Here is a 14,659-nt window from a genome sequence, read left to right as displayed (position 1 = left end):
CGTGGCGTCCGCGCGATAGAGTGCAGGTTCGATATTATCTGTCGAAATGAGCTAGACAGGCGCAACTTCTCAGCCCGGCCCAACCGATCGCCATTGCAAAAATTACTTGACTGAGTCCACTATTATGCGGCAGATCGGTTGTCGTTACATGATAAGGCGAATCCAATGCGCTTGTTTCACAGATTTTCCCTCGCGGGACGGCTTGCCCTCGTCACCGGCGGCGGACGCGGCCTTGGCTTTGAAATGGCGAAGGCACTTGCCGACGCCGGAGCGCATGTCATCGTCAATGGACGCACGGCTGCCACATTAGACAAGGCCGTGGAAGCGATTCAAGCGACTGGCGGTTCCGCCGAAGCCGCTGCTTTCGACATTGCCGATCGCGAAGCACAGCGCGCAGCGATAAGTGCCATCGAGAAAAATCACGGCCGGCTCGACATATTGATCAATAATGTCGGCGCCCGCGATAGACGCTCCCTGGCCGACTTCGACGACGAGGCGATCCTCGCTTTGCTCAACACGGATCTCGCCGCCTCTATCATGCTCTCGCGCGATGCCGCCCGCCTGATGAAGCGAAACAATCATGGGCGGCTGATTTCGGTCACCTCGATCAGCGGACAGGTCGTCATGCCCGGAGACTGTGTCTATCCCGCAGCCAAGCAAGGGCTGACCGGCCTCATGCGCGGCATGGCTGTGGAATTCGGCCCGCATGGCATCACCAGCAATGCCATCGCCCCAGGCTGGTTCGCAACGGAAACCAACGCTGCAATGGCGGCGAACAAAGAGTTGATCCCTTTCGTGCGCCAACGCATCCCCGTCCAGCGCTGGGGACGGCCGGACGAGATCGCGGGTGCTGCGCTGTTCCTCGCCAGCGATGCCGCCTCCTTCGTCAACGGCCATGTCCTGACCGTCGATGGCGGGATGACCGTGCGCATGTAGCTGGCAGACCGTCTAGCCGGCACGCTCTGTCGTCAACGACCTATGAAATCCGCGATGACGGCGAGGAACGCATCCCCGTAGCGCTCCAGCTTCGACTGCCCGACACCGGAAATCCCGAGAAGCGCCTTGTGGTTCTTCGGTCGCTCCGTCGCAAAGGCGATCAGGGTCGTATCGGGAAAGACGACATAGGGCGGCACGCCCAATTCCTTGGCGATCCGGGTACGCTCGGCACGCAGCGCATCGAACAGGGCTTGCGCCTCGCCGGCAAGGCCATGCGCCGGCTTCTCCGACCGTCCCGCCTTCTTGCCCCGACGGCCGGTCTCGGGCCGATCCTTGCGGAAGAAAACCTGCCGCTCGCGCTTGAAGACCGCCCTTGCCTCCTCCTCAAGCTTCATGGCGCCGAAAGCCGTATGGTCGACACTCAGAAAGCCGCTCGCCAATAATTGCCGGAATATCGATTGCCAGGTGCGGGCGGGAATATCCTTTCCCGCGCCGAAAACGGGCATATCGACATGGCCGAACCGCTCCGTCTTTTCATTGACCGTGCCCATCAGCACGTCGATGACATGGCCGGTACCAAAGCGTTCGCCAGTGCGATAAACAGCGGCGAGCGCCTTGATCGCCGCCTCCGTGCCGTCCCAGGTCTCCACCGGCTTGAGGCAGGTATCGCAATTGCCGCAACCGCCGCCATGGGCCTCGCCGAAATGCGCGAGGATGGACTGTCGCCGGCATCCTGCCGTTTCGCAAATGGCGAGAAGCGCATTGAGCTTCGCCCGCTCGACACGCTTGATCTCCTCGGATGCGGCGCCCTCATCGATCATTCGCCGCCGCTGGATGACATCGGCCATGCCATACGCCATCCAGACATTCGAGGGCAGGCCATCGCGCCCAGCGCGGCCCGTCTCCTGATAATAGGCTTCGATCGAACCCGGCAGATCGAGATGGGCGACATAACGCACATTCGGCTTGTCGATGCCCATGCCGAAGGCGACCGTCGCCACCAGACAAAGATCTTCTTCCTTCAGGAACGCATCCTGATTGGCGTCGCGAAGCGATCGGTCCATGCCGGCATGGTAGGGAAGCGCGCGGATCCCCTGCCCGTTCAGCCATTCGGCCGTGTCCTCGACCTTGGCGCGCGAGAGGCAATAGACGATACCACTGTCGCCGCGATGGCCATCGAGAAAGCGCAGCAATTGCTGGCGCGGCTGATCGCGCTCGACAATCTCGTAGGCGATGTTCGGGCGATCGAAGCTGGTGGTGAAGACCTCGGCCTCATCGAGGGCCAGCCGCTCTATGATATCGTCGCGGGTATGCGGATCGGCCGTTGCCGTCAGCGCGATACGGGGCACGCCGGGAAAGAGTTCGGCAAGCCTGCCGAGATCACGATATTCCGGCCTGAAGTCATGCCCCCATTGCGAGACGCAATGCGCCTCGTCGATCGCGAAAAGCGCGATCCTGGCTTTGCCAAGCATCTGGCAGAAGCCCTCCGTCGCGATGCGTTCCGGCGTCACGTAAAGCAGATCGAGCTTGCCTGCGGAAATCGCGCGATAGACTTCGCTCGCCTCCTCGCGCGACAGGGAGGAATTCAAGGCAGCAGCGCGAATGCCGAGCTGCTTCATCGCCTCCACCTGATCCCGCATCAGGGCGATCAAAGGCGAAACGACGATGCCGACACCATCGCGGCAAAGTGCCGGAATCTGAAAGCAGAGCGATTTGCCGGCTCCAGTCGGAAACAGCACGACCGCATCGCCGCCGGAAACGACATGCTCGACGACCTGCTGCTGCTTGCCGCGAAAGGCGGGATAACCGTACACGCGTTTCAGGACGTCGAGCGGCGCGGGCGCATCGATGCGGTCACCGAACAACACGTCGTCTGCGGAAAATCGTGGCTCTTGTCTTTCAGGCTGTGACATCTATTCCCTATTTGCCAGCGGCACCTTTGACACGGCCGGAAAGCACGCCGAAGCCATCGATGATCGCCTCCTGATTTTCCAGCCTTGTCGCTTCGAGCTGAACTTCCTGCAAGGCGCGCATCAACTGCTCGATAAGCTCGCCATCGCCATCTTCCGTCGCCTCGGCAATCGCGCCCTGCAATTCGATCTTGTGCCAGCGGAGCGCCTTGGAGCGCTTGTGAAGCGCGAGCGCCTGACGGTAGCCTTCGCGCGCGTCTTCCATGGCAGCCTCCTCGGTCGCCGTCCACAGCCGGGCATTGCGGACCTGCTGGTCAAGGCCCTTCAGCAAGGCGCCGAAGCCTTGCTCCTCCAACTGTTCGATCAATCGCTCGCGGACGAATTGCGGCCCGACCATGGCCGCGGCAATCCCGAGAACCGCCGACCACAGGCGCTGCAATTCGCGGCTCTCGTAATCGATCGCGGCAATCTCGTCATACTCATCCTGCAACAGCGGCGGGTGATTGACGATGGTCAAGGCCAGCACGCTTTCGCGAAGACTCGGAATATCCTGATGTCCCTTGATCATGGCCGAGCGCTGTAAACGATCGGATGCCGTCGTCGGCATTGGGGGAGCGCCGCGCGCTTGCCCGCCGCGACCGCCGAAAGAGCGGCCGTTGCCATCGCGCGAGAAGCCGCGCCCCTGCTGGCCACCGTTTCGTTGGAACTGCGGCTGAAAAAGCCCGCCCAGCCGCTCGCGCATATTCTGTTGATAGTGACGGCGGACATCCTCATCCGTGATCACTGACACGATGCGCCGCAGCCGCGCTTCCAGCTCCGCCCGCGCCTCGGGCGTCTCGAACGTACCGCTGCCGGCCTCCCTCGCCCATATCAGATCGGCCAGCGGCTTTGCCTGCGCCAGCACCTTGTCGAAGGGCGCGCGCCCGTCATGCCGGACGAGATCGTCGGGATCCTTGCCGTCGGGCAGCAGCGCAAACCGCACGGTGCGGTTCGGCTTGATATGCGGCAGCGCCAGATCGGCTGCACGATTGGCGGCGCGAATGCCGGCACCGTCACCGTCAAAGCAGAGGACGGGTTCCGGCGTCATCTTCCAGAGAAGATCGAGCTGGCTTTCCGTCAAGGCTGTGCCCAGTGGCGCAACCGCATTCTCGACGCCGGCCTGGTACAACGCGATGACATCCATATAGCCTTCGACGGCAATGATGGTGCCGGCGCCATCGGCACCCTGGGCAGCACGACGTGCGCGCGTGAAATTATAAAGTACATTGCCCTTGTGAAAGAGCTCGGTCTCGTTGGAGTTCAGGTATTTTGCCGGCGCATCGGCCGACATGGCGCGGCCGCCGAAGGCAATGACCTTTTCTCTGGAAGAGAGAATCGGAAACATGATGCGGTCGCGAAACCGGTCGTAGGAGACCGGCACGTTCTCATGCACGACGAGGCCGCAGGCCTCCATCTGCTCCTTCAATACGCCCTTGCCGGCAAGATGCTCTTTCAGCGCGTTGCGGCTATCGGGCGAGTATCCGAGGCGGAAGGTCTCGATCGTGCGGCCGCTGAGGCCGCGATCGCGCAGATAGGCGCGCGCCCTCGCGCCGTTTGCCGTCTGCAACTGATCCTGAAAGAACTGCGTCGCCATCTCCATGACGTCGAGCAGCGATGTGCGTTCCTTTTCGCGCTTCGCCTCCATCGGATCGGCAACCGGCATGGGAACGCCTGCCATATCGGCAATCTGCTGCACCGCCTCCGGAAAGCTCAAACCTTCCAGCTCGGTGAGAAACCGGAAATGGTCGCCCGTTACGCCACAGCCGAAGCAATGATAACGTCCCTTGCGATCCTCGCAGTGGAAGCTCGGCGATTTCTCGCCATGAAAAGGGCAGCATGCCCAATAATCCCCGCGCGGCACATTGGTCTTGCGCCGATCCCACGCCACGCGACGACCGATCACGTCCGAAATCAAGACGCGGTCGCGAATCTCGTCGAGAAACGTATTGGAAAATCGCATGGCTACCTCTGGCTTGTCCCATATAAACAGGAATGAAGGGCATTGCCACGCCGCCTGGATATCCACACACGGTATTCACAGGCCTTTACCGGTGATTGCCTTGCCGCCCTCGCGATCACAACTCCGTGAACTGCCGTCCGGTTTTGCCCTGTCTTCCACCGCCCCGAATGCCGCATTTGACCTGTGGAAGGCAAGGCAAATGCTTTTCCCGCAGGAAAAAATGACCTCCCCGGGATTAACTGAGTAACTGATTGGTGTAAGAAAATCCGCGAAAAAGCAATGACTTGCACAGCCTGAAGTCGATAGCCGTAAATAAAATCCATGCCATGGACAATCAATGGATGCAAAGAAGCCGCACATAGGCGACACTCTTCGGCGGCACATTTGCGGCATTGTTCGTAAGCCAAACATTATTTTTTTGTAATTTGATTGTTGATGTGCGGCGCAATAGCGTTCTTCTCACGGGGCGAGACAAGCCGGCGAAGAAACTGCTTCGCGACGCGACATGCCGAGACGCCCCGACGAACGGGAAGCCATCAGGTACGGGCTTTCAGTTTAGGAGAGGGAAATGCGCATTCTAATCGTACCCCTGGCAGCCGCAGCCATCTTCGCCACAGCTAATTACAGCGCGGCCACGATGACCAGCGGCGCTCACGAGAAGAATGTGCTCTACGCCGGTGCGGGATATCAGTTACCGGCGGATATGAATGTCCCTGCTCTTACAGCAGGCATAAAGATTCAAATGTCCCGACTGCCGTCGCAGGCATTGGCCCTGCCCCAGGAAGTCAGGATCCTCAGATAAGTTCACCAGATACTCAGGTGGGGCACCATCCCTACCCCCGGCGCCGCCCCACCTGAGTGCCTTTGCAAAAGACGTTTGATTTTTGGGCCCCACCCTGCGTCATCAAACGTCTGCAAAGCGCAAGAAGGCAGGAGCTCCCCCAGCTCCTGCCTTCTCTAATTTCGGGCCTTCTCTAATTTCAGGCCCTCTCCAATCTACCAAGCAAGAGCAATGAACATACGCATGTGGTACATTTTGGTACCGCAAGCGTGAGTATCTTGACGCAACCGTCTCGATGGATATCTTTTATTACCTACGCATATGCGATCTTAATGATTATTTACTCAGACATTTTGGAATTTTGCTCAGTTCAACGGAGACGGCTGCATGTCTTTATCCGCAAAGGAACTTGCTCAAGACTCTGATTTTTTCGCGGAAATCATCAGCTATACTAGAGAAATTATATCAACTTACGATGAGAATCAGCGCGCATGCTCTGTTTTTGCTTCGCAGCAGCGCTGGCTGATGGCGCTCGCCGGCTTTGGCCTCTATTGCGGCGGCATCGACGGCGAGCCGCCGGGCCTCCATGCCAACCGCTTCGCCCACTATATCGTCGAGCACGAGATCGCCAGCCACAATACGGCGCTCAGTTTCATTCAGGAGATGGTGGCGCTCGGCTTTCTGCGTCATCTGCCCATCGCGGCCGATCGGCGGGCGCGACCGATGCAGCCCACGGAAGAAGCCGCAAGGCAGCTTGCGAAGTGGATCAGCATTCATCTTTCCGTACTGGACCGATTGGATGGCGGCAGGCGCAACGCCCTGCTTATCAAGCAACCGGAACTCGTCGGCCTGCTGCAGCCCCCGATCTCCGCCGGCATCATCGAAAGTGACGACCTGCGCCACCCGGGAGAGACGTTCGATCTGTTCACCTGGGCAAATTCAGGCGGCATCATCATGGACTATCTGATCTCCCGCGTCGGGACGATCAATCCGACCACGCAGAAAGCGATCATCGGACGGGTTGCCTTTACGGACCTCTGCTGCCGCTTCCTCATTTCCAGAACCAACGCAAAACGGCTCATGAACAAGGCCGTAAAGATGCAAAGCATCGGATGGACGGGACCTTCGGGACGGAGCCAACTCTGGCTGTCCCACTGCTTCATCCAGGAGTATTGCAATTACCAGGCGGGGAAATTCGCCATCATAGACGCCGCCTGGCAAAACACCCTCGGCCTGCGGCGGACCGGCATGCCGAGGGTGAAACAGAATTTTACTTCAGCAGTTCCTTCAGGATAGCCGAGGCCTTCGCAAAATCCATCTGACCGGCATAGCGTTCGCGCAGGGCGGCCACGCACTTGCCCATGTCCTTCAGGCCCTGCGCGCCGAGTTCCGCAACGATCGCGACGCAGATCTCGCGCACCTTTTCTTCGGAAAGCTGCTCGGGCATGAAACCCTGGATGACGGCGATTTCCCCGCCCTCCTTATCGGCCAGCTCCGGACGGCCGCCCTCGATATAGATCTTTACCGATTCCTCGCGCTGCTTGATCATCTTGGCGAGCAACTGCAGGATTTCGTCCTCGCTCGCCTGCTCCTTGCCGAGACCGCGATTGGCAATGTCCTTGTCCTTGATGGCCGCAAGGATGAGACGAACGGTCGAAAGCCTCGCCGTATCCCTTGCCTTCATGGCGTCCTTCTGGGCGTTGGAAAGGGTTTCGCGGATCATGTCTTTAACTCCTTGAGCAGGCCGGCGGGATCTTCCCGGCCACTTATGTCATGTCGTTGTCTCTTAGACCAACAGTGTCGATCAATGCAATTGCGCCCGAGAGCCCGAATTCCTTGATGAGAAAGCAAAAGCGCGCATTGACCGGCTCGCCTTGTTTAGCTATGTCCATCACCTGCACATTAGATCGATAGGAAGATCTCAAGCCGTGACGCGCGTCGCCGGCTGTACCTTGCTACAAACATGGCGGAACCGCCGGTCTCTTCAAGGCCGCGCCCGACGCCGGAAACGGGATGACTATGACCGCCACAGCCCCATGGACCACTGAAAAGCCGACCGCTCTCCTCGTTCTTGCCGATGGCACCGTGATCGAAGGCAAGGGCATCGGCGCGACCGGCAAGGTCCAGGCCGAAGTCTGCTTCAACACGGCGCTGACGGGTTACGAAGAGATCCTGACCGACCCCTCCTATCTCGGCCAGATCGTCACCTTCACCTTCCCGCATATCGGCAATGTCGGCACGAACGACGAAGATATCGAAGATCTGACACCCGCTGCCCGCCACGGTGCCGTCGGCGTCATCTTCAAGGCTGATATCACCGATCCCTCGAACTATCGCGCCGCCAAGCACCTCGACCAATGGCTGAAAGCGCGCGGCATCATCGGTCTCTGCGGTATCGATACGCGCGCGCTGACCGCCTGGATCCGCGAAAACGGCATGCCGAATGGCGTCATCGCCCATGATCCCAACGGCGTCTTCGACATCGAGCAGCTGAAGGCGGATGCTAAGGCCTGGAGTGGTCTTGAAGGTCTCGACCTAGCCAAGGTCGCCTCTTCCGGCCAGTCGTCGCAGTGGTCGCAAACACCTTGGGTCTGGAACGAAGGCTATGGCGAACTCGCCGCCGCCAACGCAAAATATCACGTCGTCTGCCTCGACTATGGCGTCAAGCGCAATATCCTGCGCCTGTTTGCCGGCCTCGATTGCAAGGTCACCGTCCTGCCGGCGACGGCCTCGACGGATGACGTCCTCGGTCTCAAGCCGGACGGCATCTTCCTCTCCAACGGCCCGGGTGATCCGGCGGCAACGGGTGAATATGCCGTTCCGGTCATCAAGGATCTGCTGAAGGCGGATATCCCGCTTTTCGGCATCTGCCTCGGCCACCAGATGCTTGGCCTCGCGCTCGGCGCCAAGACCGCGAAGATGCATCAAGGCCATCACGGCGCCAACCATCCGGTCAAGGACCACACGACGGGCAAGGTCGAGATCGTCTCCATGAACCATGGCTTCGCGGTCGACTCGAAGTCGCTGCCGGAAGGCATTGAGGAGACTCACGTTTCGCTCTTCGATGGCAGCAATTGCGGCCTGCGCGTCGCGGGCAAGCCGGTCTTCTCCGTGCAGCATCACCCGGAAGCCTCTCCCGGTCCGCAGGACAGCCATTACCTTTTCCGCCGCTTCGTCAATCTGGTGCGCGAAAAGAAGGGCGAACCCGCTTTGGCGGAACGCGCCTGATAGCGTCGACCACCTAATCACAAAGAGAAAAGCCCCGGATTGATAATCAATCCGGGGCTTTTCTCTTTGTGCGTCAAGTTGGGAGGTCTTTTCGTCACATCGCCTTCGGCTTCCTGAAACTCACGCCTGCAGACGGCGCTGCTTGACCACTTCAAGCTCGCTCATCAGGATTTCCTCGAGGAATTCGAAGTCAGATTGTCCGAACTCGACGAGGCCGAATCTCAGTTTGTAGCCCCAATTCTTGTCCTGGGTAAAATCAAGCCAGCCCAAGAGAGGACGAAGCGGCTGTTCGGGCGCATCCAGCCAATCCACATCCTTGCGGTAGGCCTTTCCGCAGCTCATCTCGCCAAGGTAAGGCTCGCCCTCACGAACAAAGCCGATGGCGGTAAAGCTCTGAAAGCCGTCCCTCTCGCCCATTTTGACGGATGGTGAGTAGTAGACGATGCCGTCACCCGGCTTGATGCGCATCAAGGGAGCTCGCTTGCCATGATTCACCTGCATGAAGCCATGCTTGCGCCCAAGGCGTACGTGCTCGGCGCTGGCCACCGCCAGCCAATAGGATCTCTGCGCCGGCTCGGGCCGCCGGCCGGACTCGTTGGCGGATGGGAAGAGGCGAACCATCTTACCCTGATCAAAGGAATCTTCCCGCGGGAAAGGCGCGGCATCGATACGATCGCTTGCATTGAATGTCATGGTCATCTCCCGTCTTTGGTATGAGACAACTATAGACGATCATGCTGTCAATTTTTGTCAGCAGTCTCCCAATCCGAGATTCCGCTATCAGCTGGCGGCCTTCTCCGAGCGCACGAGAATATAGAAACGAGCGCACAGCATCGCCGCGGCCGAGGCAAGACCGAGCAGGAAGCCGAACCATATGCCGATGCCGCCCAAGCCGAACCGAAACGCCAGCAGCCAGGCGAGGAAGAAGCCGATCGGCCAATAGGCGATCAGCGCCAGAATCATCGGCACGCGCGCGTCCTTCAACCCGCGCAACAGACCGCTGGCAATCGCCTGCAGCCCGTCGACAAGCTGGAACAGGCCGGCCACGACAATCAGCGGCGCGGCATAGGCCAGCACCTTCGGCGCGTCGGCCGACGTGACGTCAAGGAACCAGCTTCCCAGCCAGAATGGCGCGGTCGCGAACAGGATGCTGCCGCAAAGCGCAATACAGCTCGAAACGATGAGCACCACGATCGCAGCACGCTTCAGGCCGAAATGATCGCCCTGGCCGTGCGCGACACCCACCCGCACGGTCGCCGCCTGGCTGAGACCGAGCGGGATCATGAAGGCGATTGAAGCCCACTGCAAAGCGATACCGTGAGCGGCTAGCTCGATCGTACCGATCTGGCCCATCAGCAGCGATGCAGCGGTGAACAGGCTGACTTCGGCCAGAACCGTGACACTGATCGGAAAGCCGAGCCGGATGACATCCCACAAAGCGTGCCAGTCGGGCCGCCAGAATCGGACGAAAATCTCATACCGGCGCGTGTCCTCGTGGCTCTGAACATAAGCAACGATGAAGAGGAACCCAGCGGTCTGCACGGCAACGGAAACGATAGCCGCGCCATGCAGCCCCATAGCCGGCAAGCCAAAATGGCCGAGCACCAGAATGTAGGCCAGCACGGCATTCATCACCAACATGGCGATGGTGACCTTGAGGATGATGCCGGCACGGCCGATAGCACTCACCAGCGCACGGATAACATTGTAGAGCAGCCCGGGCAGCAAGGCGAAGTGACCGATATCGATATAGCCGCTGGCGAGTTTCGCGACATCGGGCTTCTGTCCCGCCGCCAGAAGGATTTGCTCGGAATAGAAAAAGGCGGGTTGCACTATTACCCAGTAAGCCGTCACGACCCAAAGACCCATGCGCAGCGCACGGCGCACCGAGGAAACGTCGCCTTTTCCGTAGGCCTGCGCCACCAGCGGCACAACGGCGATGGAGAAGCCCGAGCCGAAAATCAGAATCGTGAAGAGAAACTGCGCAGAGAGCACCATTGCCGCCAGCTGCTCGGCGCCGAGCCGGCCGACAATCATAACGTCCGTCGTATTGATGCCGAGCTGCGCCAACTGCGCACCGATCAAAGGAATGCCCAGCGCAAGCGTAGCGCGAACATGCGCGGACCACGAATTATCATTGTCATGCGCGGACGGGCGCGCAGTTACCGGCATATCCATTACGAAAACTCGATTGCTAGAGTCGCGCGAACCGCCCTACCCAAGGGTGCGCAAGCCTGTCGATCTATCGCAATTGGCGTTAAAAAGCCAGCCGACAAACCTATAATGCTAAAGAATTCATCATGGCATCAAAATATCTGATGAATTTTTAGGCCGCCTCGCCCGCCTGTGACTCGGCGACCATTTTGGGCTCCGTCTTGCGGACCTTGGTCAAAAGCACGATCAGCGCCGCCGCGACCAGAATGGCACCCATGATGAAGGGCGCGCCTGCAAAGACCACCGGCGCCGTCGGCGCAGTATAATACTGGAATAGATAAGGGAATAGCACGGGTCCGACGATGGCGGTGATGCTTGTCAGGCTGCCGAGCGCGCCTTGCAGTTCGCCCTGCGCTGAAGGCGGCACCTTGCTGGCGGCGATGGAACGCAAGGGCGCATCCGCGACGTTTTCGATGACGGTAAAGACAACGACCGCATACACCATCCAGCCCTGCCATGCGAAAGCGTAGCCCATGAGGCCGAGGCACGAAAACATCAACCCGAGGATCGCAGTCTTCCATTCGCCGAGCTTGGGAACCAGCCGCGGCAGAACGAGGCCCATAACGATGGCGGCCCCGATCCCATAGACGCCGAGGGAGAAGCCGATCTGGCCCTCGCTCCAGTTATAGCGATAGGACGTCACGAAGGACCAGACCGCCGGATAGACGCCGTGCGCCAGCCAATTCAGGAACATGACGACGCAGACCCAGCCGATGCCGTGATAGCGCCGCATCTGCTTGAGCGCCCCGAACGGATTGGCTCGCGTGATCTCGAAGGGCCGGCGATGCTTTGCATCCAGCGTTTCGGGCAGCAGGAAATAGGCGCCTACGAAATTCAGGAACGCCAGTGCCGCCGCGCCATAGAAGGGTACGCGCGGACCGAACTCGCCAAGGAAGCCGCCGATGACCGGGCCTAGGACAAAGCCGACGCCGAAAGCCATGCCGATCAGACCGAAATTCTTCGCGCGGTTCTCGTCATTGCTGATGTCGGCAATATAGGCCGAACAAGTGGAGAAGCTCGCGCCGCTGATGCCGGCGAGGACGCGGCCGACAAACAGCATCCAGTAGGAACCGGCGATCGCACAGATGAAATTGTCGATCGCAAATGTCAGCACGGACGCCAGCAGCAGTGGCCGACGGCCGAAGCGATCGCTCAGATTGCCGATCAACGGCGAAAACAGGAACTGCATGGCGGCATAGGCAAGCAGCAGCCAACCGCCTTCCGTCGCCGCCGCGCTGACCGACGCCCCCGTCAACTCCTCCAGATATTTCGGCATGACCGGCATGATGATCGCAATGCCGATGACGTCGAGAAAGAGGATAAGGAAGACGAGGAACAGACCTCGACGAGCGAATTTTTGATCGATCATGGAGATGCCTTCTGGCGGCCCCGCCTCCATGAAAGAGACAGAACGTGAACGAAAAACTGGAGCGTTCCCCATACATAAAGATTTTGGGAGAAACAATCCGTGAACGCTTCAATCTTATTGATTTATTGACCGCTTTTTTTGATCCTCGGCATAAAAGCGACTATCGGCCGCGACCGCGCCGCTGCTCGCGATTGAGAAAATCGACGAAAGCCCGCAGCGGCGCCGGCATGTGTCGTCTGCTGGCATAATATAGAAATGGCCCAGAAAAGACCGTATCCCATTCCTCGAGGATAGGCGCCAGTTCTCCGCTGGCAATCTGTGGCGCAAGGAACTCCCGAAATGTTCTGATGATGCCTAGTCCGGCCGCCGCCGCACTGCGCTCAATGTCGATCGAATTCGTCGCGATGACCATCGGCGGAGCAATGAAAATCGTCTCCCCATTCCTTTCGAACTCCCAGGGCGCAACCGAGCCGCTCAAGAAGCGATGACGGATACAACGATGCTCGAGTATGTCGCGCGGATGTTGCGGCGTGCCGTTTGCAGCCAGATAGGCCGGCGCAGCCGCAGTGACATAATGTTGCTGCCGCGGCCCGATCGGCACGGCGATCATGTCTTTTTCCAGTCTTTCGTCGTAGCGGATGCCGGCATCGTAACCGGCGGCCACGACATCGATGAAACTGTCTTCGGCAACGATTTCGACTGATATTGCGGGATATTCTATCAGGAAACGGCTGATGATGTCCGGCATGACGACCATGGCGGCGACGGTCGGCACATTCAGCCGCAAGGTTCCCCCTACGCTGTCGCGAAAACTGTTGATATCATCGAGCGCGCCGGCGATCTCGCCCATGGCGGGCGTCAAGCGTTCCATCAGTCGCTCCCCCGCCTCCGTCGGCGTTACGCTTCGAGTGGTACGATTGAGCAGACGGACCGCCAGCCGCTCCTCCAAGCGGCGGACCGCTTCGCTCAATGACGAGGCGGAAACCCCGCGTTTGCGCGCCGCTTCGCGAAAGCTGCGCTCGCGGGCAACGGCGGTAAAGGCAACCAGATCGGCCAGCGGCAAGTCATCCATTGTGCGAAATTCCAAACAGCCCGTTTCGATTTACCCGGATTATCGCACAGAGAGCAACGAAGTAAAACACCATCAAAGAAGCCTCTGGAAATGGGGACGCGCCTTCGACCAAGGAGAGTAATGATGGAAAAGCATCAATTGGGAAAAACCGGACAGCAGGTATCGGCGCTCGGCCTCGGCTGCATGGGGATGTCGGGCATGTATGGCCCGTCCGATCGCGCCGAGAGCATTGCAACCATTCATGCCGCGCTCGATGCCGGGATCAATCTGCTCGACACGGGCGATTTCTACGGCATGGGCCACAATGAGATGCTGATCGGCGAAGCCATCAAGGGGCTGAAGCGAGACGATTTTCTGCTGAGCGTCAAATTCGGCGCCCTGCGTGATCCCGCCGGTGCTTGGCTCGGCTACGATGCCCGGCCGGCGGCGATCCGGAATTTCCTCGCCTATTCGCTGCAGCGTCTCGGCGTCGACCATATCGACATCTATCGCCCTGCCCGCCTCGATCCGAATGTGCCGATCGAAGACCAGATCGGCGCGATGGCCGATCTCATCAACGCCGGTTACATCAGGCATATCGGCCTGTCGGAAGTCGGCGCGGATACGATCCGCCGCGCTGCCGCCGTTCATCCGATCGTCGACCTGCAGATCGAATATTCGCTGATCTCGCGCGGCATCGAGGACAAGATCCTGCCGGCTTGCCGCGAACTCGGCATCGGCATCACCGCCTATGGCGTCCTCTCCCGCGGCCTCATCAGCGGTCATTGGCAGAAAGACGGTGCTCGGAAAGGCGATTTCCGCACCTTGAGCCCACGTTTCCAGGCGGGAAACGTGGAAAAGAACCTGGAACTCGTGGAAGCCCTGCGAGAGATCGCCGAGGCGAAGGGCGTCAGCGTCGCCCAGATCGCGATCGCCTGGGTCGCAGCCCAAGGCAAGGAAATTGTGCCTGTTATCGGCGCCCGCCGCCGCGACCACCTCACGGAAGCCTTGGGAGCACTATCAGTCGAACTGTCGGATGCCGATATGGCGGCGATCGAGCGCGTGATCCCCAAGGATGCCGCCGCTGGCGGCCGCTACCCCGAAGCGCAGCTGACGCATCTCGACAGCGAGCAGTAACGAGCCAAAGGGCCTGCCCGCTCCCCGGTATTCC

Annotated in this window: 12 protein-coding genes; 5 read left to right on the top strand and 7 right to left on the bottom strand. The window is 59.7% G+C overall.

All coding sequences use genetic code 11. The annotated features are described in order from the left end of the window. Window positions 1-165 precede the first annotated feature (165 nt). Window positions 166-936, top strand: coding sequence for an SDR family oxidoreductase (locus tag HGP12_RS25170; RefSeq protein WP_168842438.1), 771 nt, complete (start codon window positions 166-168; stop codon window positions 934-936). A 32-nt stretch (window positions 937-968) separates the two neighbouring features. Here HGP12_RS25170 and recQ read toward each other — a convergent pair whose 3' ends face one another. Both recQ and dnaG read right to left on the bottom strand, forming a co-directional pair. Further along, a complete protein-coding gene (gene recQ / locus HGP12_RS25165) occupies window positions 969-2,849 on the bottom strand; it encodes a DNA helicase RecQ (RefSeq protein WP_168842439.1) in 1,881 nt (626 codons plus the stop codon). Window positions 2,850-2,856: 7 nt separating this feature from the next. Then, on the bottom strand, window positions 2,857-4,845 hold the full coding sequence (gene dnaG, locus HGP12_RS25160; RefSeq protein ID WP_168842440.1) for a DNA primase: 1,989 nt from the start codon (window positions 4,843-4,845) through the stop codon (window positions 2,857-2,859). Between the two features lie 568 nt (window positions 4,846-5,413). Between dnaG and HGP12_RS25155 the strand changes: the two genes are divergently transcribed. Both HGP12_RS25155 and HGP12_RS25150 read left to right on the top strand, forming a co-directional pair. Continuing rightward, on the top strand, window positions 5,414-5,647 hold the full coding sequence (locus tag HGP12_RS25155) for a hypothetical protein (protein WP_168842441.1): 234 nt from the start codon (window positions 5,414-5,416) through the stop codon (window positions 5,645-5,647). A 504-nt stretch (window positions 5,648-6,151) separates the two neighbouring features. Further along, window positions 6,152-6,922: a hypothetical protein gene (locus HGP12_RS25150; protein WP_246703526.1), complete on the top strand. Its 771-nt coding sequence runs from the start codon at window positions 6,152-6,154 to the stop codon at window positions 6,920-6,922. Here HGP12_RS25150 and HGP12_RS25145 read toward each other — a convergent pair. Next, window positions 6,897-7,349, bottom strand: a complete 453-nt coding sequence (locus HGP12_RS25145) for a GatB/YqeY domain-containing protein (RefSeq protein WP_168842443.1) — start codon at window positions 7,347-7,349, stop codon at window positions 6,897-6,899. The two genes, HGP12_RS25150 and HGP12_RS25145, sit on opposite strands and share 26 nt — an antisense overlap. 296 nt (window positions 7,350-7,645) lie before the next feature. Between HGP12_RS25145 and carA the strand changes: the two genes are divergently transcribed. Then, on the top strand, window positions 7,646-8,854 hold the full coding sequence (gene carA / locus HGP12_RS25140; RefSeq protein WP_168842519.1) for a glutamine-hydrolyzing carbamoyl-phosphate synthase small subunit: 1,209 nt from the start codon (window positions 7,646-7,648) through the stop codon (window positions 8,852-8,854). Window positions 8,855-8,974: 120 nt separating this feature from the next. Here carA and HGP12_RS25135 read toward each other — a convergent pair whose 3' ends face one another. From HGP12_RS25135 to HGP12_RS25120, 4 genes are all read right to left on the bottom strand, one after another. Beyond that, complete coding sequence (locus HGP12_RS25135) at window positions 8,975-9,547, bottom strand: EVE domain-containing protein (protein WP_168842444.1); 573 nt, start codon at window positions 9,545-9,547, stop codon at window positions 8,975-8,977. Between the two features lie 87 nt (window positions 9,548-9,634). Beyond that, on the bottom strand, window positions 9,635-11,032 hold the full coding sequence (locus HGP12_RS25130; protein WP_168842445.1) for an MATE family efflux transporter: 1,398 nt from the start codon (window positions 11,030-11,032) through the stop codon (window positions 9,635-9,637). 148 nt (window positions 11,033-11,180) lie between these two features. Beyond that, window positions 11,181-12,437, bottom strand: coding sequence for a TCR/Tet family MFS transporter (locus HGP12_RS25125; protein ID WP_168842446.1), 1,257 nt, complete (start codon window positions 12,435-12,437; stop codon window positions 11,181-11,183). 160 nt (window positions 12,438-12,597) lie between these two features. Continuing rightward, complete coding sequence (locus HGP12_RS25120; protein WP_168842447.1) at window positions 12,598-13,509, bottom strand: LysR family transcriptional regulator; 912 nt, start codon at window positions 13,507-13,509, stop codon at window positions 12,598-12,600. A 123-nt stretch (window positions 13,510-13,632) separates the two neighbouring features. Here HGP12_RS25120 and HGP12_RS25115 point away from each other — a divergent pair, with 123 nt between their 5' ends. Then, the gene (locus tag HGP12_RS25115; protein WP_168842520.1) at window positions 13,633-14,625 is read left to right on the top strand and encodes an aldo/keto reductase; all 993 of its coding nucleotides are present in this window, start codon (window positions 13,633-13,635) and stop codon (window positions 14,623-14,625) included. Window positions 14,626-14,659 lie beyond the last annotated feature (34 nt).

The organism is Rhizobium sp. P28RR-XV (genome assembly GCF_012641385.1).
Lineage (GTDB): Bacteria > Pseudomonadota > Alphaproteobacteria > Rhizobiales > Rhizobiaceae > Rhizobium.
Note: the sequence above shows the minus strand (reverse complement) of the source record. Positions and strands in the feature narration are given on the sequence as shown.

Excerpts from the sequence above, each read along its gene's own strand:
- HGP12_RS25170 (WP_168842438.1), top strand. The coding sequence starts at position 166 with ATGCGCTTGTTTCACAGATTTTCCCTCGCGGGACGGCTTGCCCTCGTC.
- recQ (WP_168842439.1), bottom strand. The coding sequence starts at position 2,849 with ATGTCACAGCCTGAAAGACAAGAGCCACGATTTTCCGCAGACGACGTG.
- dnaG (WP_168842440.1), bottom strand. The coding sequence starts at position 4,845 with ATGCGATTTTCCAATACGTTTCTCGACGAGATTCGCGACCGCGTCTTG.
- HGP12_RS25155 (WP_168842441.1), top strand. The coding sequence starts at position 5,414 with ATGCGCATTCTAATCGTACCCCTGGCAGCCGCAGCCATCTTCGCCACA.
- HGP12_RS25150 (WP_246703526.1), top strand. The coding sequence starts at position 6,152 with ATGGCGCTCGCCGGCTTTGGCCTCTATTGCGGCGGCATCGACGGCGAG.
- HGP12_RS25145 (WP_168842443.1), bottom strand. The coding sequence starts at position 7,349 with ATGATCCGCGAAACCCTTTCCAACGCCCAGAAGGACGCCATGAAGGCA.
- carA (WP_168842519.1), top strand. The coding sequence starts at position 7,646 with ATGACCGCCACAGCCCCATGGACCACTGAAAAGCCGACCGCTCTCCTC.
- HGP12_RS25135 (WP_168842444.1), bottom strand. The coding sequence starts at position 9,547 with ATGACATTCAATGCAAGCGATCGTATCGATGCCGCGCCTTTCCCGCGG.
- HGP12_RS25130 (WP_168842445.1), bottom strand. The coding sequence starts at position 11,032 with ATGGATATGCCGGTAACTGCGCGCCCGTCCGCGCATGACAATGATAAT.
- HGP12_RS25125 (WP_168842446.1), bottom strand. The coding sequence starts at position 12,437 with ATGATCGATCAAAAATTCGCTCGTCGAGGTCTGTTCCTCGTCTTCCTT.
- HGP12_RS25120 (WP_168842447.1), bottom strand. The coding sequence starts at position 13,509 with ATGGATGACTTGCCGCTGGCCGATCTGGTTGCCTTTACCGCCGTTGCC.
- HGP12_RS25115 (WP_168842520.1), top strand. The coding sequence starts at position 13,633 with ATGGAAAAGCATCAATTGGGAAAAACCGGACAGCAGGTATCGGCGCTC.